Source organism: Holdemania massiliensis AP2 (assembly GCF_000327285.1).
Lineage (GTDB): Bacteria > Bacillota_I > Bacilli_A > Erysipelotrichales > Erysipelotrichaceae > Holdemania > Holdemania massiliensis.
Map to the genome: position 1 here is coordinate 695,851 of NZ_HE998568.1, position 23,817 is coordinate 719,667.

Annotated in this window: 23 protein-coding genes; 7 read left to right on the forward strand and 16 right to left on the reverse strand. The window is 46.2% G+C overall.

Features of this window, described 5'->3' with window-relative positions:
• Positions 1 to 106: 106 nt before the first annotated feature.
• The 3 genes from BN162_RS11060 to BN162_RS17985 all read right to left on the reverse strand — a co-directional run bounded on the left by BN162_RS11060 (position 107) and on the right by BN162_RS17985 (position 3,050).
• Positions 107 to 1,378, reverse strand: coding sequence for a sensor histidine kinase (locus BN162_RS11060; RefSeq protein ID WP_020225168.1), 1,272 nt, complete (start codon positions 1,376 to 1,378; stop codon positions 107 to 109).
• Positions 1,365 to 2,051 carry a response regulator transcription factor gene (locus BN162_RS11065; RefSeq protein WP_020225169.1) on the reverse strand — a complete coding sequence of 229 codons (687 nt, stop codon included), beginning with the start codon at positions 2,049 to 2,051 and terminating at the stop codon, positions 1,365 to 1,367. Before BN162_RS11065 ends, BN162_RS11060 begins: the two co-directional genes overlap by 14 nt.
• A gap of 78 nt (positions 2,052 to 2,129) precedes the next feature.
• Positions 2,130 to 3,050: a magnesium transporter CorA family protein gene (locus tag BN162_RS17985; RefSeq protein ID WP_020225170.1), complete on the reverse strand. Its 921-nt coding sequence runs from the start codon at positions 3,048 to 3,050 to the stop codon at positions 2,130 to 2,132.
• A 471-nt stretch (positions 3,051 to 3,521) separates the two neighbouring features.
• On the opposite strand from BN162_RS17985, the gene BN162_RS11075 reads away from it, so the two are divergent.
• The 3 genes from BN162_RS11075 to BN162_RS11085 all read left to right on the forward strand — a co-directional run bounded on the left by BN162_RS11075 (position 3,522) and on the right by BN162_RS11085 (position 5,254).
• A complete protein-coding gene (locus tag BN162_RS11075; protein ID WP_020225172.1) occupies positions 3,522 to 3,785 on the forward strand; it encodes a CD3324 family protein in 264 nt (87 codons plus the stop codon).
• 127 nt (positions 3,786 to 3,912) lie between these two features.
• A complete protein-coding gene (locus tag BN162_RS11080) occupies positions 3,913 to 4,665 on the forward strand; it encodes a C45 family peptidase (RefSeq protein ID WP_020225173.1) in 753 nt (250 codons plus the stop codon).
• Entirely contained in the window at positions 4,634 to 5,254 is a 621-nt protein-coding gene (locus BN162_RS11085) for a CatB-related O-acetyltransferase (RefSeq protein ID WP_020225174.1), read from the forward strand. The genes BN162_RS11080 and BN162_RS11085 overlap by 32 nt, the downstream gene beginning before the upstream one ends.
• A gap of 126 nt (positions 5,255 to 5,380) precedes the next feature.
• Here the strand turns inward: BN162_RS11085 and BN162_RS11090 are convergent, their stop codons facing one another.
• Entirely contained in the window at positions 5,381 to 6,376 is a 996-nt protein-coding gene (locus BN162_RS11090) for an NADH:flavin oxidoreductase (protein WP_020225175.1), read from the reverse strand.
• 102 nt (positions 6,377 to 6,478) lie between these two features.
• Between BN162_RS11090 and BN162_RS11095 the strand changes: the two genes are divergently transcribed.
• Complete coding sequence (locus BN162_RS11095) at positions 6,479 to 6,826, forward strand: winged helix-turn-helix transcriptional regulator (protein ID WP_020225176.1); 348 nt, start codon at positions 6,479 to 6,481, stop codon at positions 6,824 to 6,826.
• 174 nt (positions 6,827 to 7,000) lie between these two features.
• On the opposite strand, the gene BN162_RS11100 is transcribed toward BN162_RS11095, so the two are convergent.
• The 7 genes from BN162_RS11100 to rpmE form a co-directional block, all read right to left on the reverse strand.
• Positions 7,001 to 7,465 carry a hypothetical protein gene (locus BN162_RS11100; RefSeq protein ID WP_020225177.1) on the reverse strand — a complete coding sequence of 155 codons (465 nt, stop codon included), beginning with the start codon at positions 7,463 to 7,465 and terminating at the stop codon, positions 7,001 to 7,003.
• 423 nt (positions 7,466 to 7,888) lie between these two features.
• Positions 7,889 to 8,263 (reverse strand): hypothetical protein, encoded by a 375-nt coding sequence (locus BN162_RS11105; protein WP_020225178.1) that lies wholly within the window; start codon positions 8,261 to 8,263, stop codon positions 7,889 to 7,891.
• 75 nt (positions 8,264 to 8,338) lie between these two features.
• A complete protein-coding gene (gene prmC / locus BN162_RS11110; RefSeq protein ID WP_020225179.1) occupies positions 8,339 to 9,193 on the reverse strand; it encodes a peptide chain release factor N(5)-glutamine methyltransferase in 855 nt (284 codons plus the stop codon).
• Positions 9,186 to 10,268, reverse strand: coding sequence for a peptide chain release factor 1 (gene prfA, locus BN162_RS11115; protein ID WP_020225180.1), 1,083 nt, complete (start codon positions 10,266 to 10,268; stop codon positions 9,186 to 9,188). The genes prmC and prfA overlap by 8 nt, the downstream gene beginning before the upstream one ends.
• 12 nt (positions 10,269 to 10,280) lie before the next feature.
• The gene (locus BN162_RS11120) at positions 10,281 to 11,657 is read right to left on the reverse strand and encodes an MATE family efflux transporter (RefSeq protein WP_020225181.1); all 1,377 of its coding nucleotides are present in this window, start codon (positions 11,655 to 11,657) and stop codon (positions 10,281 to 10,283) included.
• The gene (locus BN162_RS11125) at positions 11,650 to 12,255 is read right to left on the reverse strand and encodes a thymidine kinase (protein ID WP_040451994.1); all 606 of its coding nucleotides are present in this window, start codon (positions 12,253 to 12,255) and stop codon (positions 11,650 to 11,652) included. Before BN162_RS11125 ends, BN162_RS11120 begins: the two co-directional genes overlap by 8 nt.
• A gap of 332 nt (positions 12,256 to 12,587) precedes the next feature.
• Positions 12,588 to 12,794, reverse strand: coding sequence for a 50S ribosomal protein L31 (rpmE, locus tag BN162_RS11130; protein ID WP_006058230.1), 207 nt, complete (start codon positions 12,792 to 12,794; stop codon positions 12,588 to 12,590).
• Between the two features lie 490 nt (positions 12,795 to 13,284).
• Between rpmE and BN162_RS11135 the strand changes: the two genes are divergently transcribed.
• A complete protein-coding gene (locus BN162_RS11135; protein ID WP_020225183.1) occupies positions 13,285 to 16,080 on the forward strand; it encodes an ATP-binding protein in 2,796 nt (931 codons plus the stop codon).
• 341 nt (positions 16,081 to 16,421) lie between these two features.
• Positions 16,422 to 16,895 carry a hypothetical protein gene (locus BN162_RS11140; RefSeq protein ID WP_020225184.1) on the forward strand — a complete coding sequence of 158 codons (474 nt, stop codon included), beginning with the start codon at positions 16,422 to 16,424 and terminating at the stop codon, positions 16,893 to 16,895.
• Positions 16,896 to 17,108: 213 nt separating this feature from the next.
• On the opposite strand, the gene BN162_RS18955 is transcribed toward BN162_RS11140, so the two are convergent.
• Together BN162_RS18955 and BN162_RS11145 are read right to left on the reverse strand one after the other, a co-directional pair.
• Positions 17,109 to 17,324: an alpha/beta fold hydrolase gene (locus tag BN162_RS18955; protein WP_020225185.1), complete on the reverse strand. Its 216-nt coding sequence runs from the start codon at positions 17,322 to 17,324 to the stop codon at positions 17,109 to 17,111.
• Between the two features lie 9 nt (positions 17,325 to 17,333).
• A complete protein-coding gene (locus BN162_RS11145; RefSeq protein ID WP_020225186.1) occupies positions 17,334 to 18,020 on the reverse strand; it encodes an alpha/beta fold hydrolase in 687 nt (228 codons plus the stop codon).
• Positions 18,021 to 18,452: 432 nt separating this feature from the next.
• On the opposite strand from BN162_RS11145, the gene BN162_RS11150 reads away from it, so the two are divergent.
• Positions 18,453 to 20,198 carry an IS1634 family transposase gene (locus tag BN162_RS11150; protein WP_020225188.1) on the forward strand — a complete coding sequence of 582 codons (1,746 nt, stop codon included), beginning with the start codon at positions 18,453 to 18,455 and terminating at the stop codon, positions 20,196 to 20,198.
• A gap of 236 nt (positions 20,199 to 20,434) precedes the next feature.
• Here BN162_RS11150 and BN162_RS11155 read toward each other — a convergent pair whose 3' ends face one another.
• The 3 genes from BN162_RS11155 to kdpB form a co-directional block, all read right to left on the reverse strand.
• Positions 20,435 to 20,968 (reverse strand): HdeD family acid-resistance protein, encoded by a 534-nt coding sequence (locus tag BN162_RS11155; protein WP_020225189.1) that lies wholly within the window; start codon positions 20,966 to 20,968, stop codon positions 20,435 to 20,437.
• A gap of 145 nt (positions 20,969 to 21,113) precedes the next feature.
• Positions 21,114 to 21,719: a potassium-transporting ATPase subunit KdpC gene (kdpC, locus tag BN162_RS11160; protein ID WP_020225190.1), complete on the reverse strand. Its 606-nt coding sequence runs from the start codon at positions 21,717 to 21,719 to the stop codon at positions 21,114 to 21,116.
• Between the two features lie 13 nt (positions 21,720 to 21,732).
• Positions 21,733 to 23,805, reverse strand: coding sequence for a potassium-transporting ATPase subunit KdpB (gene kdpB, locus BN162_RS11165; protein ID WP_020225191.1), 2,073 nt, complete (start codon positions 23,803 to 23,805; stop codon positions 21,733 to 21,735).
• Positions 23,806 to 23,817: the final 12 nt, after the last annotated feature.

Consider the following 23,817-nt stretch of genomic DNA (forward strand, 5'->3'; position numbering starts at 1 on the left):
CAACTTTTCATTGAAAGCTTATTTTTAGATAATGGCTGATTCAATTCGGTTTCCCTGCGGCCAAAAACAAACTGCCTTTAGGGTGATGATAGAAACGACAAGCGCCTTATGAATCCGGCATGACCTGCAGGCGAATCTCCATTTTGAACTCGCCGTCCTGCCATAAAGCCCGGACGGATCCGCCTAAACGCTGAACAATTTCCTGCGTGATCGCCAAGCCTAAACCGCTACCTCCCAGCTTACGGCTGCGCGAGGCATCCAGCCGGTAAAACGGCTGAAACAGCTGAGCGCATTGACTTTCACTGATCGGCTCCGACGGATTGATAATCCCAATCCGAACCTCCTGTTCGGTTTTTTCCAGTTCAATTCGGATCGTACTGTTCTCCGGCGAATACTTCACCGCGTTTTCCACACAGTTATACAAGCAGCGCAGCAGCAGCGTCGGTTCCGAATCCAGACAAGGATAGACCTCCGCCAGCTGAATCGTCAGCTGTTTCTGTTTGATCCGCGGTTTTAGTTCTTCCAAGATCGTACACAGACAGTCATGAACGGAACAGCGCTGCCGCTGTTCGATCATTTGAGCGCTGTTGAGCTGAAGCAGATTTTCTGCCAGCTGATTCAAGCGGCGGATATTGCGCTGCGTCACTTCCAGAACTTCCGCGGCTTCCTCGGCGGTGTATTCCTCATCCTGCCGCAGCGAATCCAGATTGACCTGAATCGACGCCAGTGGTGTTTTCAACTCATGGGCGGCGTCCGCGGTAAAGCGTTTTTGCCTCTCAAAAGCGTCATCCAGCCGCGTGATCATCTGATTGAAGGCTCGGCTGAGTTCCGCAACCTCGCGGATGCCATTTTCTTCTAAGCGCGTGGACAGCTTCTCTTCATCCAGCGTTCCAATAGAAGTGGATAAGTCCCGCAGCGGCCGTGTCAGCCGGGAAACCGTCAAATAGATCCCCAAAATACCTAGGATAATAATTGCCACCATCAGTGCCAGAACCTGAACCTGCAGCCGGTCATTGACCGCCGTTGTAATCTGAATCATATCCTGCTGCAGCTCTACCGGCACCTCGCCGCTGAGAAAAGACTCCAGATTCGATGTAAACACAACCTGATCGTCCAGCCAGGTTGATTCAGGAGCCTTTTCCAGTTCAGCGGCATCTGTTTTTTCCTTCACATCGACCGCCCGGGCAGCCGAAACCGCCGCGGCATAGTCTTCAAACGTAACGGCGAAATCCGTGATCACCGTCGTTGCCTGCTGCGCCACACCAGTCAGACTTCGGGAACTGAAAATCATCGAAGTCACGGTCAGAAGCAGACAGGCCGCGGTCAAAATCATCGCGCACAACAGGGTTATTTTAACCTGAAGACTAAGCTTTTTCATAATCGTTCTCCTTCAGGCGATATCCCAATCCGCGCTGACATTCAATCCAGTCCTTTCCCGTTGCAAGCGTCAGTTTGCGCCGCAGGGAAGACAAATGGACTTTAAACGCGTTGGAAAACAAGTCTTCATCTTCACTCCATACCTGCGCGATAATCGCTTCCGCGCTCAGCAGTCGGCCTTCATTCAGCGCCAGTGTTTCCAGGATCTGAATTTCTTTGGCGGTCAGCCTCAGCCGTTGATCCTGCACAAAAACCTGATGTCTTTCAACGTCAATCCGAAGCTTCCCACGGCAGACAACCGCTTCCTGACGCACAAAGCGGCGTCCGGTCAGATTGCGGATTCGCGCCAGCAGCTCTTCAAAGTGAAACGGTTTGACCAGATAATCATCGGCTCCCAGGTCAAGCCCTTCCACCTTATCGTGCACAGTTCCCCGGGCTGATAAGATCAGAACCTTCTGCTGCGGTTTCTTTTGACGCAGCTGACGAAGCAGATCCAGCCCATCGATTCCCGGCAGATTCAAATCCAGCAAAATACATTCGTAATCCTCGATCAACGCCAGCTCCAATCCCTCGCGGCCTTCACTGCACCACTCGATATCATAGCCATTTTTGCGTAAGCCGCGTTTTAAGCCCATCGCCAGATCTTCCTCATCTTCCACAATTAACAGTTTCATGCGCTGCTCCTTTCCATTCCCGGACAGTCTTGATTATACCGAACCGGAGGTTAAGCCAAGGTTAAGAAAACACCATTTTTATCCTTTTTTATGTTTTAACAAACCGACGACCAAGCTCACAACCGCAGTGCTCAGAACAATGACATAGAGATAGCCATACGTCCACTGCAGTTCCGGCATCGTTGTAAAGTTCATTCCGTACCACCCGGCAATCAGCGACAGCGGAAGACAGATTGTCGTTACCAGCGACAAAGTTTTCATTGATTTATTCAACTGATAATCCAGCTGGGCTTGATAAGACTGCTGCGTCTGCGTCAGGCGGTCGCGCAGCAGCTGCACATTATCGCGATAACGAAGCAGCCGGTCATTCAGCAGATGAAAGCTGCGCAGTTCATTTTCTTCAAACAGATCATTGAGATTCTCCTCTAAATGATCGCTCATATTGATCAGCTGTTCATAATAGCGGTTCAAGGTCAACAGTTCTTTTCCCAGCTGCATCACCTGACGGCGGAAATGAGGCGCTTTCCAATCAAATACTTCCTTTTCCAGCGTATCGATCCTGAGTTCCAATTCTTCATGAATATCCGGATCCTGAATTAATATTTCCCGAAAAAAACCGCAAATCAGCCGCGGCAGCGTCGCCTTCTGCGGCCGCAGTGTCTGAAGCATGCGGTTTACCGCTTCTCCGGTACTGTCATCCGCATCCGCCAGATCCACCACTAAAAAGCAGTTTTTCAGGATCAGCAAACCGATCTGATCGCGTTCGCCCAGAATCTGTCCGGGATTGATGAGATGCAGAACGCACCAGAACGCCTCTTCATTCACGCTGACTGCATTGCGCATCAGCGTTTCTGTTTGCTTGGGCATCGGCAAAGACAAATCCGCCTGTTTCACGAAAGCCTGGAATTCAGCTTCGCTGATAAAACCGACGGTTAACTGATCGCAGGGATAGCTCAGTTTTTCTTTCTGTATCAGAATTTCATGGATTTCAACGATCATAAAGCTTCCTCCTGACGCTCCATCACTCAGCGTCATTTTCTTCCCCATTATATAATAAAAGCAGAAGCCCGGGTGAAGTTCTTCTATTCCTGACAAAAAACTTTCAGCGGACACGCTGTGAGATCGCTGAATCAAGCAAAATAAAAACCGCGGCGGCGAAGGACACAACAGCGGTTTGTCATCGGTTGAATATTAAGCTTCAAATTGCGGCCACCTTCTTCCATTTCCAAGACTCGGACAAAAAAGCTATGGATCCTTGATCGAAAAGGATGAACATGCTACACTGAGAACAATCAAGATCAATTTTAAGGAAAAGAAGGAAGTGATTCAAATGTGTGAAAACAAGAAAAGGCAAAACGATGATTTCCTCCATGCAAAGCCGGCAGACTGCGGCCGTTGCATGGAGGAATAGCGCCGCAGTGTAAAAATACTGGCTTTGCTGCTTGAGATGCAATCAAGGAGGAAGCCCGCATGAAATATGGCAATGCAAAAGTGATTCTTCCCGATGCTCTGGTAAAAGAGCTGCAGAAGTATGTTCAGGGTGAATATATTTATGTTCCGATTGAACAGAAAAAGCAAAAGCGCTGGGGAGAAGTTTCCGGCTATCGGAAAGAACTAGAACAGCGCAACAGACAGATAAGAAAAGAATATCGCGGCGGAGTTTCTATGAAATGTCTGTCAGAAGAATATGGCTTATCCATCTATGCCATCAGAAAAATCATTTATCAAAAATAACGGTCAGGGCTGCTGAAGCAGCCTTTTCCTTTATCCCGTTTAATTCTGTATCAGACTGTGTATAGCCTGTTTTGTATTCTGACTGTAAAATAATCAACATAGAAAGAAAATATAAGAGGAAACAACAATGTGTACGCGATTTGTTTATCATGGCCAGGATGTGATTACAGGGTTTAATTTTGATATTGACCTTTCAGTATGGAAACACAAGGTACGGATAGAAAAAGATCGATTCTATATCGGGATTTTAAGACCTGACGGAATATATCATTCTTATCATGGAGTCAACAGAAACGGAAATGTTGGAACGTTATTGTATGTGCAGGAAAACCCTGACGGAGTTTATCAAGCGGGTGAAAACTGCATTACCATTGCCGCTTTAACGGAACAGTTTATCCAGGGCCAGCTGTCTTTTGATGAGGTTCTTGAAATCGCAAAAACAAAAAAGATAACGTATGCCCCGGATGCTTCGATGCAGGCCCTGTTATCCGATGCTCAGGGGCGTGTATTGATCCTTGAGCCGGGAATCGGATATCGGCAGGAACAGAAACGCTATTCCCTGATTACAAATTATTCTTTAATCAAGCCGGAAAGCACTGAAAAATTTATTGTCCCGGATGATGACCGGTTTGAACGAGCGCTGGAATTCCTCAGCCGCTGTCAATCACATTTCTCAATTTCAGACGCTCAGGATTTGCTTCAGGTCACTTGCCAAGAGGGGAAATGGGCTACTCGGGTTTCATTTCTTTACTCCGTGAAGGAACAGGCCGTCTATTATACCGAGAACAACAACTTCAAGGAGTTTAAAAAGTTTGGATTTCCATTAAAAGAACAAAAGGAGAATCATCATGCCACAGAAAATCTATCCACGTTCAAATGATAAAGAAACAGTGTATCTGAAAAATGTGATCACCAATCCCAACATAATCGTCGGCGATTATACGATCTATAACGATTTTGTCAACGACCCGAAAGCTTTTGAAAGAAACAATGTTTTATATCATTACCCTGTCAACCAGGATCAACTGATCATCGGAAAATTCTGTTCCCTTGCCTGCGGAGCAAAATTCATCTTCAACAGCGCAAACCATACATTATCTTCGTTATCGACCTATCCCTTCCCCATCTTTTTTGAGGAATGGGGATTAGCGGTCAATGAGATCACAAAGGCTTGGGACAACAAGGGGAATATTGTCATCGGCAATGACGTTTGGATTGGTTATGAAGCGGTTATTTTATCCGGTGTTACGATTGGCGACGGCGCGATTATTGGAACACGGGCAGTTGTTACAAAAGATGTTCCGCCCTATACGATTGTTGGCGGTGTTCCCGCAAAGCTGATACGAAAACGATTTGATTCAAATACAATGGATCGCCTGCTGAAAGTAAAATGGTGGGACTGGTCTGAGCAGCAGATTGCGCAGCATCTGTCCGAGATCCAATCTGGAAATCTTGAAGCCTGGCTCTGAGCGTCCGCACATAAAAAGCAGATCCAGCCATAAAAGACTCTCTCTGCTTTGTTTATGATTCTGCTTGCTTCTCAATTATTTCTGACTTTTTCTCATTAATTCAAAGTATTGAGTGTTTCCGCATTTCTACTTTATTGTTTTTAAAGCCTTTTCCGCCCATTTTGAATCTTTCAAAATCGCCCGGCCAATGCCGATCAGATCAGCTTTCTGCGCCTGAAGCAGCGCTTCCGCAGCTTGAGCTTCGGTAATTCCGCCGGTCAAAAGGACAGGCATTTTGACTTGTTGTTTAACAGCTTCAGAAAAATCCTGAAAATAACCCTGTTCACTGTGGCCCGGACGCAGATAACCATTTAATCCGCCGGACAGATCAATGAAATCCAAGCCTGCTTTTTCAAACATCACACAGGCTTGAACCGCTTCGTCCATTGTACTCCCGTTTTCCAATCTATCATAGACACCTAAACGCAGGGTCAGCGGATAGTCGCCGCCGACAGTCTGACGGATTCTTTCAATGATCTGGATATGCAGCCGAATACGATTCACCAGGGATCCCCCATATTGATCTGTTCTTTGATTGGTGATCGGGGAATAAAACTGATTTAACAGATATCCGTGAGCGGAATGAATTTCCACACCGTCAAATCCTGCTTCTTTCGCCCGGTTCGCAGCCAGGGCAAAATCGGAAATGACTTTTTCCAGATCTTCCGCATTCATCATCTGCGGCAATTCCTCTTCTTTGGCTCTTGGATGTTTCACCGCGCTGGGCGCCAGCGGAGGGAAACCTGTAATTTCCGCTTTCGCGGCGCTTCCGGCATGATTGATCTGCGCAAAGACCGGCGTATGATGGGCATGAATCGCATCCGTCAGTGCCTTCAAGCCTTGCATGTCGGCATCTGCAGCTAGGGACACCTGATTCATGCTGGCCTTGCCTGCCATCGAAACATAGCTGTGCTCCGCAATGATGAGGCCGATCGCTTCATCTGCGGATTTCTCTTCATAATATTGAATTAAGTCGGCTGTAATCTTTCCTTCTTCAGCTTTAGAGGTTGCCATCGGCGGCATGACGATCCGATTTTTTAACTGCAGTGAATGAAGAACCAGTGACGATGAAAGTAAAGACATGATTTATTCCTCCTGTTGACTTAATATCTTATTTATACCATAATTCTATCGAACAAACGAGTACGCACGAATAAGTAAGGTACTATCCAAAAGGAGAGCATGATGCAAAATCAGAAAGAATTAAAAGAAGTCAACGTCCGCCCCTTTGCTTATGCTATGACCTGCGTCGAGGGAAAATGGAAGATGCACATTTTATTTTGGCTTTGGAAACAAGACACACTGCGATACAGCGAACTGAAACGATCCTTGGGCAAGGTGACCCATAAAATGTTGTCAAGCCAACTGAAAGAACTGGAAGCTGATGGTCTGATCCTGCGTCTGGAATATCCGCAGGTTCCGCCTAAAGTGGAATACCGTCTTTCCCAAAAAGGAAAATCAATGATGCCCATCTTAAGTGAACTGTGCCGCTGGGGCAGTCAGAATGTTCCGGATGATTGGAAAATGGAGTAATCATCAACTTCAAGCCTGCTTATCACATACTATATTCCAACGTGAATTGACCTTCCCCATCAACGAGATAACCAGTTTTTTCCTGTTGCAGTTTCTCCATCGGAATGGATGATGCTAATAAAGTCATTGGATCCAAGAGATCACAAAGAGAGTTAGATAAGAAGCTTGGCATTACTATGAATCTTTTAATAATTCTTCCAAATAGGCTGGAATAAAGTAACTTAAACTATTTAACATTTTATTAGAAGTAGTAATCTCATGATTTACGCGGAAGTCAAAATTTGCGGATTGGATTTTCAATTTGGAAAAGCCATGAAATTCGCTATCTAGAAGATTCTTTACATACCAATCTGTACTTATTAAATATTTTTGAATTTCTGTTTTAAGTTTACGATGCCGTTTGATTAACGTATCCGACAGGATTTTTATTTCCTCTAGATTATACGTATTTTTAACATTCGTTGTATAAAAATAATAGCCCGTCATAAAACTAGGCGGCTGATAAAGTGGATCAATATCCCGAGTATCATAGCTTTGAGATAGTATGTGCTCGTACTCAGCGATTAATTCTGTAAATTCATAACATAAATACAATACAAATGTTTTTTCTATCAAATCATTGTTTTTTTGTTCAAGCATTTCATTGACTAAGTCTCTTACAATCTGTTTTTGTTCTTCAAAGGTTAATGGACTTAGATTATCTTCTAATAACTTTAACTCTTTTCTAATCCCTGAATAATCTAATTTAATTTTTTTCTGCCATGATATGATTCTACTTTTAGGAATAATATTAAAAATAATATAATTATATTAAAGGACATATTTATCCGATCTTAGAAATTTATTTTATGAATTGTTTCTTAATCCACGGAAATCAAAATCACCCGCAATGCAGGTGATTTTATCATTTGCTTCGCCTGCTCAGCTGACTTAGCGCATCCGAACTTCACTCTCCGCAGTTTTCTCTGTATGCTCATAGATATGATTTTATTCGTTTGTCCATTGTGAATCAAATACCGCTAATCTGAATCCCTTGCGAAATTTTTGTTTTAATTCTTATCTCTATCCTAAAATCTCCGCAAGCCAGGATTTCGGATTTACTGGACGTCCGCAGCTGAAAGCATCAAAACTGCCGTGGATCAGGCTTCCTTTGCCGTCTCCCTGAATGATGATGACGGTATTGCTGCGGTATTCGGCTTCAATATCATCCGCAATTTCAAAGGCGCTGATATTCTGCGCGACGATCACCGGACGGCTGTCCGCATCCACGCCGGCGGTCAGCTCTGAATAGACGGTATAGATTTGATTTTTCAGTTCAGCTTCCTGATGAATTTGAGAATCGGCCTGAATCTGGAAGCGCACTTCTTCCGTTTCTCCAACCAGTGTGCAGAGGGAACAAAACAAACCAAGGCTTATCATCACAATCAGCTTCTTCATAAAAAATCCGTCCTTCCTGTTAGCTTCAGGATGGACGGGTTTTCGCTGTTTATACAAAATGACTTCAAAAGACCCTTACAGATTAAAGTACACAAACAACATCCGGTCTTTGCCGTTGATATCCTGCACGACTTCCGCCCGCACCTCGCCAAAGGTTTTTCTGACCTCCGCCAACAACGCTTCTTTCTGATTCCAGCCGATTTCAAAGGCCATCATTGCTTTTTCCTTTAACACCCGCGGGGCTGCCGCAAAAACCTGACGATAGAATTTCAAACCATCCTCCCCGCCGAACAGCGCGACATGCGGTTCGTAATCCTTGACCGAAGCTTCCAGTTCTTCTTCTTGAGGAATATAAGGCGGATTGCAGATCAACAGATCCACCTTCATCCCAGCCTCAATGACCGGCTGCGCCATGTCACCGACCATAAATTTCACATCGACGCCTAAATTGGCAGCATTGGCTTTGGCAACTTCTACGGCTTGGGCGCTGATATCCGTCGCGCTCATGCGGATTTTCGGTTCTTCTTTGGCTAATGCGAGGGCGATCGCCCCGCTGCCGGTCCCGATATCCACCGCTTCCACCGTTTCCGCGTCAGCGAAATAAGCGTCCACATCCGCCAGAATGTTCGCCACCAGCTCTTCTGTTTCCGGACGCGGTATCAGCACGTTTTCATTGACCTGAAAACGATAGCCGTAAAACCAGGAATATCCCAATACATACTGCATCGGCTCCTGTTTCAGGATCCGTGTCATCCCTTCCTGATACTGTTTGGCCAGCTCGGCCGGGACTTCCTCCTCATAATGCAGATACAGATCGTAGCTTTCCTTCTGGCTCAGCTCCAAAAGAAATACCTGAGCGGTTTCCTGCGGAATCTGCGCCTGCTGCAAAAGCGGCAGCGACGCATGAATCAGTTCGCGGAAACTAGGCATGATTCTGTTCTCCAGCCAGTTTCTGACGCTGTTCCTCCGCTAACAGAGCGGCGATGACATCGTCCAGCTTCCCTTCCATAATCCGATCCAGCTGATTGACCGTGAAGCCAATTCGATGGTCAGTAACACGGTTCTGCGGATAATTGTAGGTTCGGATTTTTTCAGAACGGTCGCCGGTCCCGATCTTTGCCCGGCGGATTGCCCCTTCCGCTTCTTCCTTCTGCCGGCTCAGCTCTTCATAGACGCGGGCGCGGATTAAACGCATTGCGGTTTCCCGGTTTTCGTGCTGAGAACGGCCCTCCTGGCAGTTGACGGTAATCCCGGTCGGCACATGCACAATCCGCACCGCGGAATCTGTTTTGTTGATGTGCTGTCCGCCGGCGCCGGAAGCGCGGTGTGTTTCAATCGTCAAATCGGCCGGATCGATTTCGATATCGGCTTCCTCGGCATCCGGCAGCACCAGCACCGTTGCGGTTGACGTATGAATACGGCCTTGAGTTTCCGTCTTCGGCACGCGCTGCACACGATGCGCCCCGGATTCAAATTTCAGCTGACGATAAACCTCATTGCCTTTGACTAAAAATGATATTTCGGAAAAGCCGCCGGCTTCCGATTCGCTCATTTCCAGCACCTGAATCTTCCATCCTTGTGTTTCAGCATACCGAACATACATCCGATATAGATCGCCGGCGAAAATATTGCCTTCATCACCGCCGGCAGCCCCGCGGATTTCCACAATGCAGTCGTGATCATCATTCGGATCCTTCGGGATCAGCAGCACTTCGATCTTTTCAATCAGCGCTTCTTTCTTCGGCAGCAGTTCATCCAACTCCATCTGCGCCATTTCCTTGAGTTCCGGATCATGCTCCTTCAGCATTTCCTCCGCCTGTTCAATATGTGAGTTCAGACTCTTTAATTCCTCATACGCTTCGACCGACTGTTTCAGCGAAGCCTGTTCCTTGCCCAGCTGAGCCAGCCGTTTGGGATCGGAAACGATCGCCGGCGACATCATTTCTTCGTTGATTTCATCGTATCGAGCTTCAATCGACTGAAGCCGTTTCATCATTGCATCCATGCTTATTCCTCCTTATGCAGTTTTTACTTCCTGTGTGAGATCAATCAGCCAAGCCCCTTTAAAATAACGTTTCAGACCGATGACCATGCGGACGAGCTGTTCCATCTGAATGATCAAAAAGACTAAGGCGATGCTGGTGAAATGCAGACCTTCCACTAACAGGAAGGCCAGCGGCAGACCGACAATCCACATGATTCCGGCATCCAGAAACGCCAGGAATTTGGAATCGCCGCCCGCTCTTAATGCCGAGAATACCAGCACGTTGAACATCCGCAGTGAAATGCGGATTGAGAAAATCCGAACGATCAGTACGGCTTCACGAATGACATTGGCATTCTGCAGGCCAAACAGATCGACCATCGGATGGGCAAAGGTTAAGATTAAAAGCGATGAAACCGCCGACAGCACGACGGCCAAGGCGACAAACCAATTTCCCTGCCGCTTCGCCAGCGCCAGATCCCCTTGTCCCAAAGAGGCGCCCAGAATCGCGCCGTTAGCGCTGTTTAAGCCCTGGACGATAAAGAAGAACATATTGGAAATCTGATTGCCGACATAGTAGGCGTCCATCGCTTCCGTTCCCAAGCGGCCGAACGCCCGGATATATAAAGTATTGCCGAATCCGAAAAATAATTCATTCAGCACTAACGGATAAGCCCGCCGAAGAATCGGCTGGACAAAATCAGCGTTGAGCGCAAACATTTCCCGCGGTGTACCGATGAACGACTGGTTGGACTTATATGCGTAGATGATATGTATCACCAGGCCTGTTGTCTGCGCAATCAGCGTTCCCAGTGCCGCCCCCTGCACGCCCAGCGTCGGAAATCCAAAATGGCCGAAGATCAGACAATAATTCAGCACGATATTGACAGACATGCTGACAAGCCCGATCAGCATCGGAACATGCGTTTTTTGAATACAGCGGTAGGCGAAGGAAAACATAGTAATCAAAGCCCCCGGCAGATAAGATATCATCGCGATCATCAAATACTGCAGCGCTGATTCGATCACGGTTGGATCCTGAATGTAAAAGCCCATCAGCTGCCGGCCGAAGAAAACCGAAGCGCCCATCCAAACCAGAGCATTGATCAGGCTTAAGATCATGCCCAGACCAAAGGCTTTCTTCTCACTCTTTAAGTCCTGCTTGCCGAAGAACTGCGACATAAAGATTCCCGCTCCGCTGGCAACGCCGAAGCCGACGGTCATCATCAGGTTTTCCACCTGCGCGGCCGTACCGACCGCCGTGACCTGTCCGATCCACGACACCATCATGCTGTCGGCAATCCCCATAGCGCTGTTGAGCAGCTGCTGCAAGGCTAAGGGAACAGAAATCAGAAATACTTTCTTATAGAAATCTTTCGGCGCGATCCACCTTTTGAAGGTTTCAGTCATAATCCAGCCCCAAATGGGACGGCTTATTTTTTATCTGGTGGCAATGCCGGCAGCGGGCTTCATAACTTTCAGAAGCCCCGACTAAGATGATCGGATCATCAAAACTGGCCGGTTTGCCGTTGACTAAGCGCTGGGTGCGGGTCGCCGGAGCCCCGCAAATCGTACAAACCGCAGTCAGCTTCGTGACAAATTCGGCCTTGGTGATCAAAATCGGCATCACGCCGAACGGCTCGCCTTTAAAGTCCATATCCAGTCCCGCAGCCATGACCCGTTTGCCTTTCTTCGCGTAATAATCGCAGATTTCTATAATATCTTCATCAAAGAACTGAACCTCGTCAATCGCAACGACATCAATTGTATCATCGACATAGTTCAAAATTTCCTTCGCTTCCCGAATCACAATGCTGTCGACTTCACTGCCGGCATGGGAAACCACCTTGGTTTCGCTGTAACGGTTATCAATCGCAGGCTTAAACACAAGCACTTTTTTCTTTGCAAATTCCAACACCTTAATCCGCCGGATCAATTCTTCTGTTTTTCCCGCAAACATACACCCGGAAATCACTTCGACATATCCCGGGCGGTATTGATGATACATCATAATTCCGCTCCTCTTCTTCTCTTATCGTTTATGTTTCATTTATCCGTACCTATTGTACAGGAATTGCCGCTGACTTTCCACCCTTGGACACGGACTAAAAGCTGAAAGAAACAATATTTTTTATCCTTATTTTAGATTCCTTCCTACGCTTGCTCAGCTTGCATTGTTCAAGTCATTCTCGAAGGTTTCTTCCTGGTGGTCTGTTTACAACATACGCCAAAGCGAAAGTAGCGCAATTGAGTTCACCTCGTCATTTTCATTTTCTCATAGAACTTTCCCAGTCAACAAAAAAATAAGGGGCTTGCGCTCCCTTATCCTTTTTCGCGTTGTTATTTCTTCAATCCGTACTTCTGATTGAACTTTTCGATCCGACCCTGAGCCGCTGCGAAGCGCTGTCTTCCAGTGTAGAACGGATGGCAGTTAGAGCAGGTATCGACGCGGATATCGTCTTTTACTGATCCGGTTTCAAATGTGTTGCCGCAAGTTGTGCAGGTGACTGTGACCTTATGGTAGTTTGGATGAATTCCTTTTTTCATAATTACTCTCCTTCCGCCTTGGACCTCTTTGCGTGTCCAAAGTAAGTGCTTATATATCTTAGCATAGCCCCCTGTTAAAAGCAATCCTAAATTTCTTATTTTTCGCCTTAGTTAAGCGCTTTTCTTACATCTCATCGGATCAGGATAGTCTGCGGGAATTCCGCTGAAAACCAAGCCGGATATTTTCTTCTGCCGCCGCAAGTTTATCGGCAACGCTTACAGATAAAAGAACCGGACGAAAAGTTTTCTGTTCCCGTTTTCCCCTGCGTCGCTTTCAACTTTGAAACCGGAGGCTTTCGTTTAACAACCATTTTACATGACTTTGCCAGCATGAGCTTTAAATTTGTTCTATATTTACTTTTCAATTAGGTTTATAATAAAACAAACAAGCCTTATATTGTTCAGCAAACAAAAGTCAAGAAATTATCGGATGAACAAAGAATTAAAAGCTTGCGTCTGTTTTAATTACGATAAAGGAGCGGGATAATCCATGAGAAAACGAATCCTGAAGCAAATAAAATGGAGCGCGATCATGCTCTTAACCCTCTTATCTATGATTGCTCCCGTCATCACCCATGCCGAGGAAGAGCAGCCAACCGTACTTAAAGTCGCGTTTTCACAGATTCCCGGCATTATGGAGCTGACAGAGGATGGAAGACGAAAAGGAATCGTCGTAGATTATCTTAACGAAATCGCTAAATATACGGGGTGGGAATATGAGTATATTGATACCGACGGCGATCATTTGATTGATGAATTTATAGAAGGGCGCTTTGATTTGATGGGCGGGACTTATTACTCGCCTTCTTTTGAACAATATTTTGCTTACCCTAAATACAATATCGGCTACAGCAAAGCTGTATTAATGGCACGCAAAGATGACAGCAGCATCAGTAACTTTAATTTATACAGTTTAAATGGAAAAACTATCGGAGTCTATGAAAGGGCCCTGGAAAATATCAGCAGACTGCAGGAATATCTGACCATTCACAACCTTGACTGCGAAATCCGAACTTACAGTTATGAAGAGCTCTCTGCTGAAGGGAACCTCTATCTCTATTTAGAGAATGGAGAAGTCGATTTATTGCTGGGAAATAACTTTGAAAATCCTCCTGGATTCCGCATCGTCGCCTCCTTCGATTCTCAACCTTATTACATTGTCACTACGGTTGGCAATCAAAAGGTACTCGACGGGTTGAATATGGCTCTGAAGAAAATTACAGATTCCAATCCCAGTTTCAGTGTTGACCGCTACGCCGCCAATTTTCAGAATGGAACGGATGTGGATATCCCGCTTTCTTCTGCGGAAAAAGAATATATTCAGCAGCGTGATCCGATAAGCGTCGCAGTTCCAAGAAGTTATCATCCGCTGTTCTGTCTGAATACTTCAAGCACACTGCACCGCGGTGTTATCTGCGATGTGCTGGATGTGATTGCCGAATATACCGGACTGAGTTTCACTTATCATTTTACCGACACGTATCTGGAAGCGATGCAGTTAGTTCAGCAGGGAGAAGCAGATCTACTTGGATTCTACACAGGAACGGAGGAACAATCCATCGATCAGGGCTTAACCTTGACTTCTCCGTATGTCAATCTTAATAACATTGTTGTCCGCAATAAAATGTCTTCTTATCCGGCAGCCGGATTGATCTGTGCGATTGTCGAAGGTCAGTCCCTGCCTCCCGAAATCAGCGCAGCTGAAATCCAAACCTATCCTACCGTCACCGATGCGCTCAAAGCCGTAAACAGCGGCAAAGCAGACTTTATCTACGGTTTGGGCAGCCGGCTGGAAATGGATATTCAACGTTATCATTTTTCCAATCTTGTACCGGTCACGCCGATAAACAACCGCAGCGATCTCAGTTTTGCATTAAAACGGCCCTCTGATCCGGATTTGCTGACCATTCTCAACAAATCGATCAACAGTCTTTCCGAGAAGGAACGTTCAGAAATATTAGACCGCAATATGATTTCCATCGGCACTTCCAGCATGACCCTAACCGAACTTATTTATGCCAATCCCGTGACCTTTATTCTGGTTCTTACGGCGTTTTTGATCGTCGTGGTCATTGCAGTCTTAGGCATATACCGGGCGCGGATGCAGGCGGTCCTGATGCAGAGCAATCTGGAAAAAGCCAAGGCTGAGAGCCGGGCAAAAGGCGAATTTCTTTCCCGTATGAGCCATGAACTGCGCACGCCGATGAATGCGGTCATCGGTCTGACCGACCTTACCAGCATGCTGGACGGCGTACCTGCCGAAGTTCAGGAAAACTTATCCAAGCTGCGGAATTCATCGCATTACATGCTGGATCTCATCAACGATATCCTCGATATGAGCCGGATTGATAACGGAAAACTGACTCTGGCTCATGAACCGTTTTCCTTAAATTGCATGCTGGACGAAATTCAGGCAATGATGGAAATCGAAGCGACTCAGCGCGGACTGACCTGCACAGTTGAAAAAGCAGTGACGCACGGCCAGCTCTTAGGCGACAGTATTCGGCTTCGTCAGGTTTTGACCAATCTGCTTTCCAATGCGTTTAAATTCACCCCTAAAGACGGCAGGATTCAGCTTCGGGTTACAGAACAATCAAACACGGAGAAAGAGGCTTCCTTCTTTTTTCAAGTGATCGACAATGGCTTTGGGATTCCCAAAGAAGATCAGCAGCGAATTTTTGAAAGCTTTGAGCAGGTCGGAACCAGTCAGGCAAAAAGCCAAGGAACCGGTTTAGGCCTTCCCATCAGCAGCAGTATCGTTCACAGTATGGGCGGTGTCCTTCAGGTTCAAAGTCAGCCGGACGAAGGCAGTGAATTCTTTTTCACCGTTACATTGCAGCTGAATCCCGATCCGAAAGAAATCCCAAACCGATTTATTAAACCTCAGGACCATACATTGTTAAAAGACATTTCAATTCTGCTGGCAGAGGATAACGATTTGAATGCCGAAATTGCCATTCAGCTTCTGGAAATTCAAGGAGCTGTTGTCCAACGCTGTCTGGATGGCAAACAGGCTGTGGAACAATTTATAGCCAACAAACCAGGAACTTTTCAGATGATTTTGATGGACATTCAAATGCCGAACATGAATGGTCTGGAAGCCGCACGGGCTATTCGTTCCTTGACCCGTCCGGATGCCTCTGTTATCCCGATTGTAGCCATGACAGCAAATACCTTTAAAGAAGATGTAGAGGCTGCGATAGCAGCCGGGATGAATGGTTTTGTGCCTAAACCGCTGGATGTCAACTACCTTTATCAGCTTCTGCATGATCTGCTTCAGAATTAACAGCGCAGATTTTGACGTCTGTGAAAAATCTCGAGCCGCCTTATCTGGGAATTCCGATGAGGCGGCTTTTTATGAGAAAAAATATTATGGAATACGATCTTTGCCTGTTTACTATTGTGCTGATTTTGCAACCGCACTGACTTCCTTTCGGTTGACTCCTTAGCTGAGAACCGATACAATGCGGTGAAGGATAAGATCAAACTTGCTGTATGTATAGAATAAAACCATTCCTTGCACCGCATCGCAAAGCCGGTCCTTCTGTCAGCGGAATAACGTCCCCGCAGCATGAAAATTTAACGGCTGTCTGTCCCAGCATCTTTTATCCTAAGGAGGATTCATCTATGCAAGATTTTATTAAGGCTCTGGTAAGCGAAGAAAAAAATACAGAATTACCGGAAACGTTTAATTATTTTGGAAAACTGATCGGCAGTTGGAAAATTGATTACGTTGAAAGCAGCCATTCTGCGGCCATCCAGGGGGAATGGCATTTCGCATGGGTTCTTGAAGGAATGGCCATCCAAGACGTGATTATCCTGCCGGATTATGAATACGGCACATCCCTTCGTATCTTCAATCCCAACACTCACGCCTGGGACGTTGCTTACGGCTACACCGGCAAGATAATTCGTCTTGAAGCCAGAAAGCAAGGGGAAATGATTGTTCTTACTGATACTAACGACGAAAACAGAAAGTGGGTTTTTGTCAAAATTGATGATGATGAATTTCAATGGCAGAATGTAACTATCAAAGAAAACGGTGAGTGGCAGATCAATGCCGAAATCTATGCCAAGCGTTCTCTCACAAATTGTATTTGACTTTATCTCTATCAGTTAAGAAAAAAATGTTCCATAGCGATCATTCTGAAAAGCAGATATCGCCGGATGACGATCTATCCGCACCTAAAAAGCATTTATGCTCGAAATGCTTTTTATTTAGATTTTATACCTACGCCATTGATCGTTATTATCACATCGGTCTTGTTGCTGAATGATCCCGATGATTTCCATATCGTCTGCTCTGATTCGGGATTATCCAAGCAAATCACACATCAGCTGATTAAATTTCTCATTTTCGCTCCATTGAGGAAAGTGGCAGGAATTTTCAAACCAGTAAAACCGTTTTTCCGTTTCTATCCGATCAAAGTAGTCCTTCGCCAGAGTTGCGGAAACATGGCTGTCAAAGCGCCCTTCTATCAGAATGACCGGCGCTTCAAAACGTGTCTGCGCTTCAAAGTTTGTCTGCATGACTTCCTGCTACAAGGATTGTATGGCCTGCAGGCTGCCCTTCTGACGTCGGATCAAATCCCCGATGGTGTAATCTTTCGAAAACAGAAACGGCAGAATCAAACGATTGTAATTTTTCGCTCCATAGAGTGAGCCCTTATGTTTAACAACTTGCTGTGTGACAAAAAGCAGATCGTTCAGCCAGTTCTCCGACTGGTAACTGCAGTCGATTGTTTTCAGTTTTTCCAGACTCTTTCGGTCGGCATGGGCTAACGCATAATCATAGGCAATCCTACTCGATTTTTTCATATTCACGACTTGTCCGCAGCCAATATAAGTCCGCACGCGTTCCGGATGGGACTGTGTAAAGCGAAGTCCCAAAATACTCCCCCACGAATGACCTACCAAATACAGTGAACGCTGCTTAAACCGCCTCAGCAAATCCGTTACCAGCACATCGAGATCCTGAAGAAACATCTCGATTGTCACTGCGCCGTCAAATGGAGAATACGATTTTCCAGCCCCGCGCTGTTCCCAGATCACAACCGTAAAATGCTGCTCCAATTGTTTATTATATTTCTTGACCAGAGGCAGAGCCGCATCCCCGGGACCGCCATGCAGATAAACCAAAAGTGGCGCTTCAGCTTTTTCCGCGCGAATGGAAACGAACTGCGGCACCCCGTTTAAATTCATGTTTAACTGTTCATTAAGATCCATGCCGCCGCTCCCTCTATTGGTTGTTTATTTATGAGCTATCAAACCTTTACGCTTCTGAATTACAACCATTTTCCAGACTGATCCGCAGCGATTTCATATTCTCATCCTGATTTTTCTTTAATTACAATCATCAATATCTTATTTGTTTCAATCTCATTGTAAGGGACGGTGACAGGACTGTCAAACTGATTCGCGAACATGAAAAATATTCCGGAAACAAAAAAAGGGATCGCAGCCAAGAAATCCTTTGAATTCAAATTTCAGCTGGCAATCCCGGGTCTTTAACACTTGTCAAAAATCACGACCATTCATTAAGGCTTTAACCAAAGTCTTTTTTTATGTTAAGCCTTGTCAAATTAATCGTTATTTTATATCGTATTTTATTGTATTCTGTTGCGTTCTATGGTATAATATGACTAGGGCGGTGATCTTATGCGTGTTACTACCACCAAATCTAAAAACTCTGAATCTTTTTATATCAACTTCGCTTATGTTGATAAAAATGGTAAAAGCACTTCAAGGATTTACAGGAAACTTGGCACTCTCAAAGAGCTTTCCGAAAAACTCGGCACTGACCGTGACGGTGTCATGGCCTGGGCCAAAGAGCAGGCAAGAATCGCTACCCTTGAATACAATAAAGAAAAGGAAAGTGTTTCTATTCCTTTTGCACCCGGACGTATCATTGAAAAAGATGCACAACGCTCATTCAACTGCGGTTATCTCTTCATCCAGTCCATTCTGAGTGAGCTCCGTTTTGATAATGTATTCAGAAATATAAAGAACCGTCACAAAAACAATTATGATCTGAAAGCCATTTTTTCCGATCTCATCTGTTCCAGAGTTCTTCATCCTTCCAGTAAAAGAAGTTCTTATGATTTCGCACAGACACTGCTGGAGCAGCCTACATACAATCTACATCATATTTACCGTGCCCTTTCCATTCTGGCACAAGAATCCGACTACATCCAGGCCGAAACATACCGCAACAGCAATTTCATCCATAAACGGAACACGAAGATCCTTTACTATGACTGCACCAATTACTATTTTGAGATTGAACAGGAAGAGAATAGCAAGAAGTATGGTAAAAGCAAAGAGCACAGACCAAACCCTATCATTGGGATGGGACTGTTTATGGATGCGGACGGTTATCCGTTAGCTTTCGATCTTTATCCCGGAAATCAGAATGAGCAGCTGTCACTGAAACCGCTGGAACAAAAAGTGATCCGTGATTTTGGCTGTTCAGAATTTGTGTTCTGTTCCGACAGCGGACTGGGTTCACAGAAAAACAAACTCTTCAATGATATAGGCACCCGATCCTATGTCATCACCCAGTCACTGAAAAAGTTAAAGAAAGAAGACCGTGATATAGCGCTGGATCCAAGACAATACCGCAGGCTGGGCAGTGATCAATTGATCAATCTGGAGGATCTGGATGAAGAGGATCAGGAGGTATTTAATTCGATATACTACAAGGAAGTTCCCGTGGAAGGAAAATCAATCTCCGAAACCCTGATTGTCACCTATTCACCGAAGTACAAAGAATACCAGAAAAAAATCAGACAGGCACAGATCGACCGGGCGATGAAGATGATCGGTGAAGGCGGAAAGCCTAAGAAAAACCGCAAAAACCCGAATGATCCTGCAAGATTCATCAGAAAAACATCCGTCACAGAAAACGGAGAAATCGCAGACAGTGCATTCTGGGAAATGGATCAGGATGTTATAGACAGAGAAGAGATGTACGACGGATTCTATGCGGTAACTACTGATATGGAAAGTGATGTATCAGAAATTATAGCCATCAACAAGAGAAGATGGCAGATTGAAGAATGTTTTCGCATCATGAAAACGGAATTTGAAGCCAGACCTGTCTATTTACAACTGGACGACAGAATCAAAGCGCATTTTCTGATCTGTTTCCTGTCCCTGCTGGTATACCGGATACTGGAAACAAAGCTGGGAAACAGATATACAGTGGAAGAAACACTGGATACCATCAGAAATATGAATGTATGTGAAATCCAAGGATACGGCTATATCCCTACATATAAGCGGACAGACCTAACAGATGATTTACATGAGAGATTCGGATTTCGTACAGACACAGAGATCATACGCAAATCAAAAATGAGAGAAATGATCAATAAAAGCAAAACCAAGAAAAAATTACTATAAACTTTTACAAAGCAAAAAATGGCATTTTACCCCTTCGTTAAGCGGTTTATAGCCATTTTTTATTTTACCAAGTGTTAAAGACGGGATTGTAAGGGACGGTGACAGGACTGTCAAACTGATTCGCGAACATGAAAAATATTCCGGAAACAAAAAAAGGGATCGCAGCCAAGAAATCCTTTGAATTCAAATTTCAGCTGGCAATCCCCGTAATTTACAAACCAAGAATCAACCCTTCATTACAGCCAAAAGCGTTGATAATAGATTCCGCGGATCAGTGCGTGGGCGCCTTCTACAATCAAAGCCATAGCAAACAAAGTTGACAGCGCCACCGTACCGATTACCGGTTTAAAGAAGGTCAGCAGGCCCAGCACCGTCATCGCCGCTCCCAGCAGCACCAGCCAGCCCCACCCGTCAAAATTAAGCTTCCGCAAATCAAATCCGCCGACCAGCTTGGACAATCCGGAAAACATGATCCACATGCCGAAAACATAAGGCAGAACAGAGGCGACCAGAACACTGTTGGCCAGAAACATAAAGCCGACCAGGATTCCCAGAATACCGTCCAGCAGCTGCCACAAAGCTCCCAGCATTACATTGTGAAACACAAAGTAGATCGTCAGACTGAAAATACCGTTGATCAAAATCACAAACCCGATCATTCCCGCCATGGAGATCAGCGAGGCGTCCGGCCTAAACAATAAGGTACAGCCGGAGATGATCAGCAGGATTCCGGCAATAAACCATAACACACGCGTCATTGAATTTTTCATACAATCCCACTCCTTCTCGGATCGCTTTCATCGGATCCTACTTGTATCATAGCGCTTTCTGCCGGTTTGCAAATAGACAGTCCGGGCTGACTGTCGAAAGCGTAGACAAACCAAAAACCCTGCCTAATACAACAGGGCTTAATATTTAATCCAGAATTCCATCCAGCGCCAGATTCACCTTCAAGACATTAACGCGCGGTTCTCCAAACAATCCCAGAAACCGGCTTTCCGTATATTTTTTTATAACGGCCCGGATTTCTTCTTCACTCTTGCCCGTTGTTCTGGCAAGCCGGGATACCTGATACTCTGCCGCCGCCGGTGAAATATGCGGGTCAAGTCCGCTGCCGGAATTCGTGACGAGATCGACTGGAATTGGCTTTCCCTGCTGTTCCGGATGGGCAGCCTCAATCATAGCCACCCGCTCAGCAACCAGCGCCTGATATTCTTCGCTGGCCGGGGATAAGTTGGACGGCGCCGCATACATGACCGGATTGCCATCCGCATCGGTGAACGTCGCGGTATCCAGCTTCATGATCCGGCCCCACAGATGATCTTCATCCGCAAACTGCTGGGCTAGTAATTCACTGCCGTAGCATTGACCGTCAACTTCAATCAAACTGCCGTTGGCCTGATCCGGAAAAATCAGCTGACTGAGACCTGTCATGGCCAGTGTATACAAACCGCCGCACAGAACGGTCAGGATTAAAAAGAATCCCAAGGCCCGGCTAAAAATACTTTTCCACTTTTTCATGCTTTGATCCTCCTTACAAAATGCCCAAAAAGCCAAGAATCACATCAAACAATTTAATGAAAAGAAACGGTGCAAGAATTCCGCCTAAACCATAGACCAACAAGTTATGACTCAGCATCTTACTGGCCGGAACCTCGCGGTAGCGGACGCCTTTTAGTGCTAAAGGAATTAAAGCGACAATGATCAGCGCGTTGTAGAGAATCGCTGAGAAAATCGCGCTTTCCGGACTGTGAAGCCGCATGATATTCAAAGCCTGAAGTCCTGGATATAAGCCGACAAACATTGCCGGAATAACCGCAAAATATTTCGCCACATCGTTGGCGATGGAAAACGTCGTCAGCGATCCGCGCGTCATCAACAGCTGTTTGCCAATCTGCACAATTTGAATCAATTTGGTCGGCGACGAATCAAGATCCACCATATTGCCGGCTTCTTTTGCGGCCTGCGTTCCCGTATTCATCGCGACTGCCACATCGGCCTGTGCCAGCGCCGGGGCATCGTTGGTTCCATCGCCCGTCATGGCGACCAAATGTCCCTGAGCCTGATAATCCCGAATCAGCTGAAGCTTGGTTTCCGGGGTGGCTTCGGCTAAGAAATCGTCAACCCCGGCTTCCGCCGCAATCGCGGCCGCGGTCAGCGGGTTGTCTCCGGTAATCATGATCGTTTTGATTCCCATTTTGCGCAGATCCGCAAATTTTTCTTTCACACCCTGCTTGATAATATCCTTGAGATGAATCACACCCATTACTTTCTCGTTCTTGGACACGACTAACGGCGTTCCTCCCTGCCGGGCGATCTGGTCAACGACTTCCTGACATTGAAGGCTGAAATGACCGCCTAACGCCTCAACATGTTTTTTGATCGCGTCGGCTGCGCCCTTACGAATACAAACGCCTTCATAATCAACACCGCTCATACGGGTTTTAGCGGTAAAGGGAACGAAGTGCATCGGCTTTTCCTGAAGATTACGCCCGCGCAGATTAAATTGTTCTTTAGCCAAGATCACGATGCTGCGGCCTTCCGGGGTTTCATCTGCCAGCGAGGACAGCTGTGCAGCATCGGCCAATTCAGCTTCACTGACGCCCTCGGCAGGAATCAAAGCCGACGCCTGACGATTGCCAAGCGTAATCGTTCCGGTCTTATCGAGCATCAGAACATCAACATCGCCCGCGGCTTCAATGGCCCGGCCGCTCATCGCCAGAACATTCGCTTGATTGAGCCGGCTCATCCCGGCAATGCCGATGGCGGAAAGCAGCGCGCCTATCGTGGTCGGAGCCAGGCAGATCAGCAGGGCGACTAACGAAGTGACTGATGTCGGATTCGGCTGACCTTGCTGACGAGCTGAGAACAGGGAATAGGCATAAAGGGAAACGGTCACCAGAACGAAGATTATCGACAACGCTACCAATAAAATCTGCAGTGCGATTTCATTCGGGGTTTTCTTGCGCGCCGCTCCCTCTACCATCGCGATCATCTTATCCAGAAAGCTGGCTCCCGGTTCGCTTGTCATTTGAACAACGATCCAGTCAGACAATACCGTCGTTCCGCCGGTCACCGCACTGCGGTCGCCGCCGCTTTCGCGAATGACCGGCGCGGATTCGCCTGTAATCGCGCTTTCATCCACCGAGGCCGCGCCTTCAATCACTTCGCCGTCGCCAGGAATCTGCTCGCCGGCTTTTACAATCACGATATCGCCTTTTTTCAGTTCGGCAGAAGAAACAACCGTAAATTGATCATGGCGGTGCGGATCCGAAAGCCGATAAGCCTGAACATCCTTGCGGGCTTTGCGCAGCGTATCCGCCTGTGCTTTGCCCCGGCCTTCCGCAATCGCTTCGGCAAAATTAGCAAATAAGACCGTAAATCCAAGAATTATTGTGACGCTGAGGGTAAACCCCGTGTCTGCATCCTTGATTCCAAACAGGGATAGAATTGTCAGCATGGCGGTTAAAATCGTGGAAATATAAACCAGAAACATCACCGGATTTTTGATCTGGACGCGCGGATCAAGTTTAGCAAACGAATCTTGGATCGCCTGACGAATCATTCTCGGATCGCTGAGAGCACTCTTATTTTTTTCATTTTTCATATTCCTTGTCCC

Coding starts and splice junctions, on each gene's coding strand:
- BN162_RS11060 (WP_020225168.1), bottom strand. CDS start 1,378: ATGAAAAAGCTTAGTCTTCAGGTTAAAATAACCCTGTTGTGCGCGATG.
- BN162_RS11065 (WP_020225169.1), bottom strand. CDS start 2,051: ATGAAACTGTTAATTGTGGAAGATGAGGAAGATCTGGCGATGGGCTTA.
- BN162_RS17985 (WP_020225170.1), bottom strand. CDS start 3,050: ATGATCGTTGAAATCCATGAAATTCTGATACAGAAAGAAAAACTGAGC.
- BN162_RS11075 (WP_020225172.1), top strand. CDS start 3,522: ATGAAATATGGCAATGCAAAAGTGATTCTTCCCGATGCTCTGGTAAAA.
- BN162_RS11080 (WP_020225173.1), top strand. CDS start 3,913: ATGTGTACGCGATTTGTTTATCATGGCCAGGATGTGATTACAGGGTTT.
- BN162_RS11085 (WP_020225174.1), top strand. CDS start 4,634: ATGCCACAGAAAATCTATCCACGTTCAAATGATAAAGAAACAGTGTAT.
- BN162_RS11090 (WP_020225175.1), bottom strand. CDS start 6,376: ATGTCTTTACTTTCATCGTCACTGGTTCTTCATTCACTGCAGTTAAAA.
- BN162_RS11095 (WP_020225176.1), top strand. CDS start 6,479: ATGCAAAATCAGAAAGAATTAAAAGAAGTCAACGTCCGCCCCTTTGCT.
- BN162_RS11100 (WP_020225177.1), bottom strand. CDS start 7,465: ATGCTTGAACAAAAAAACAATGATTTGATAGAAAAAACATTTGTATTG.
- BN162_RS11105 (WP_020225178.1), bottom strand. CDS start 8,263: ATGAAGAAGCTGATTGTGATGATAAGCCTTGGTTTGTTTTGTTCCCTC.
- prmC (WP_020225179.1), bottom strand. CDS start 9,193: ATGCCTAGTTTCCGCGAACTGATTCATGCGTCGCTGCCGCTTTTGCAG.
- prfA (WP_020225180.1), bottom strand. CDS start 10,268: ATGGATGCAATGATGAAACGGCTTCAGTCGATTGAAGCTCGATACGAT.
- BN162_RS11120 (WP_020225181.1), bottom strand. CDS start 11,657: ATGACTGAAACCTTCAAAAGGTGGATCGCGCCGAAAGATTTCTATAAG.
- BN162_RS11125 (WP_040451994.1), bottom strand. CDS start 12,255: ATGTATCATCAATACCGCCCGGGATATGTCGAAGTGATTTCCGGGTGT.
- rpmE (WP_006058230.1), bottom strand. CDS start 12,794: ATGAAAAAAGGAATTCATCCAAACTACCATAAGGTCACAGTCACCTGC.
- BN162_RS11135 (WP_020225183.1), top strand. CDS start 13,285: ATGAGAAAACGAATCCTGAAGCAAATAAAATGGAGCGCGATCATGCTC.
- BN162_RS11140 (WP_020225184.1), top strand. CDS start 16,422: ATGCAAGATTTTATTAAGGCTCTGGTAAGCGAAGAAAAAAATACAGAA.
- BN162_RS18955 (WP_020225185.1), bottom strand. CDS start 17,324: ATGCAGACAAACTTTGAAGCGCAGACACGTTTTGAAGCGCCGGTCATT.
- BN162_RS11145 (WP_020225186.1), bottom strand. CDS start 18,020: ATGGATCTTAATGAACAGTTAAACATGAATTTAAACGGGGTGCCGCAG.
- BN162_RS11150 (WP_020225188.1), top strand. CDS start 18,453: ATGCGTGTTACTACCACCAAATCTAAAAACTCTGAATCTTTTTATATC.
- BN162_RS11155 (WP_020225189.1), bottom strand. CDS start 20,968: ATGAAAAATTCAATGACGCGTGTGTTATGGTTTATTGCCGGAATCCTG.
- kdpC (WP_020225190.1), bottom strand. CDS start 21,719: ATGAAAAAGTGGAAAAGTATTTTTAGCCGGGCCTTGGGATTCTTTTTA.
- kdpB (WP_020225191.1), bottom strand. CDS start 23,805: ATGAAAAATGAAAAAAATAAGAGTGCTCTCAGCGATCCGAGAATGATT.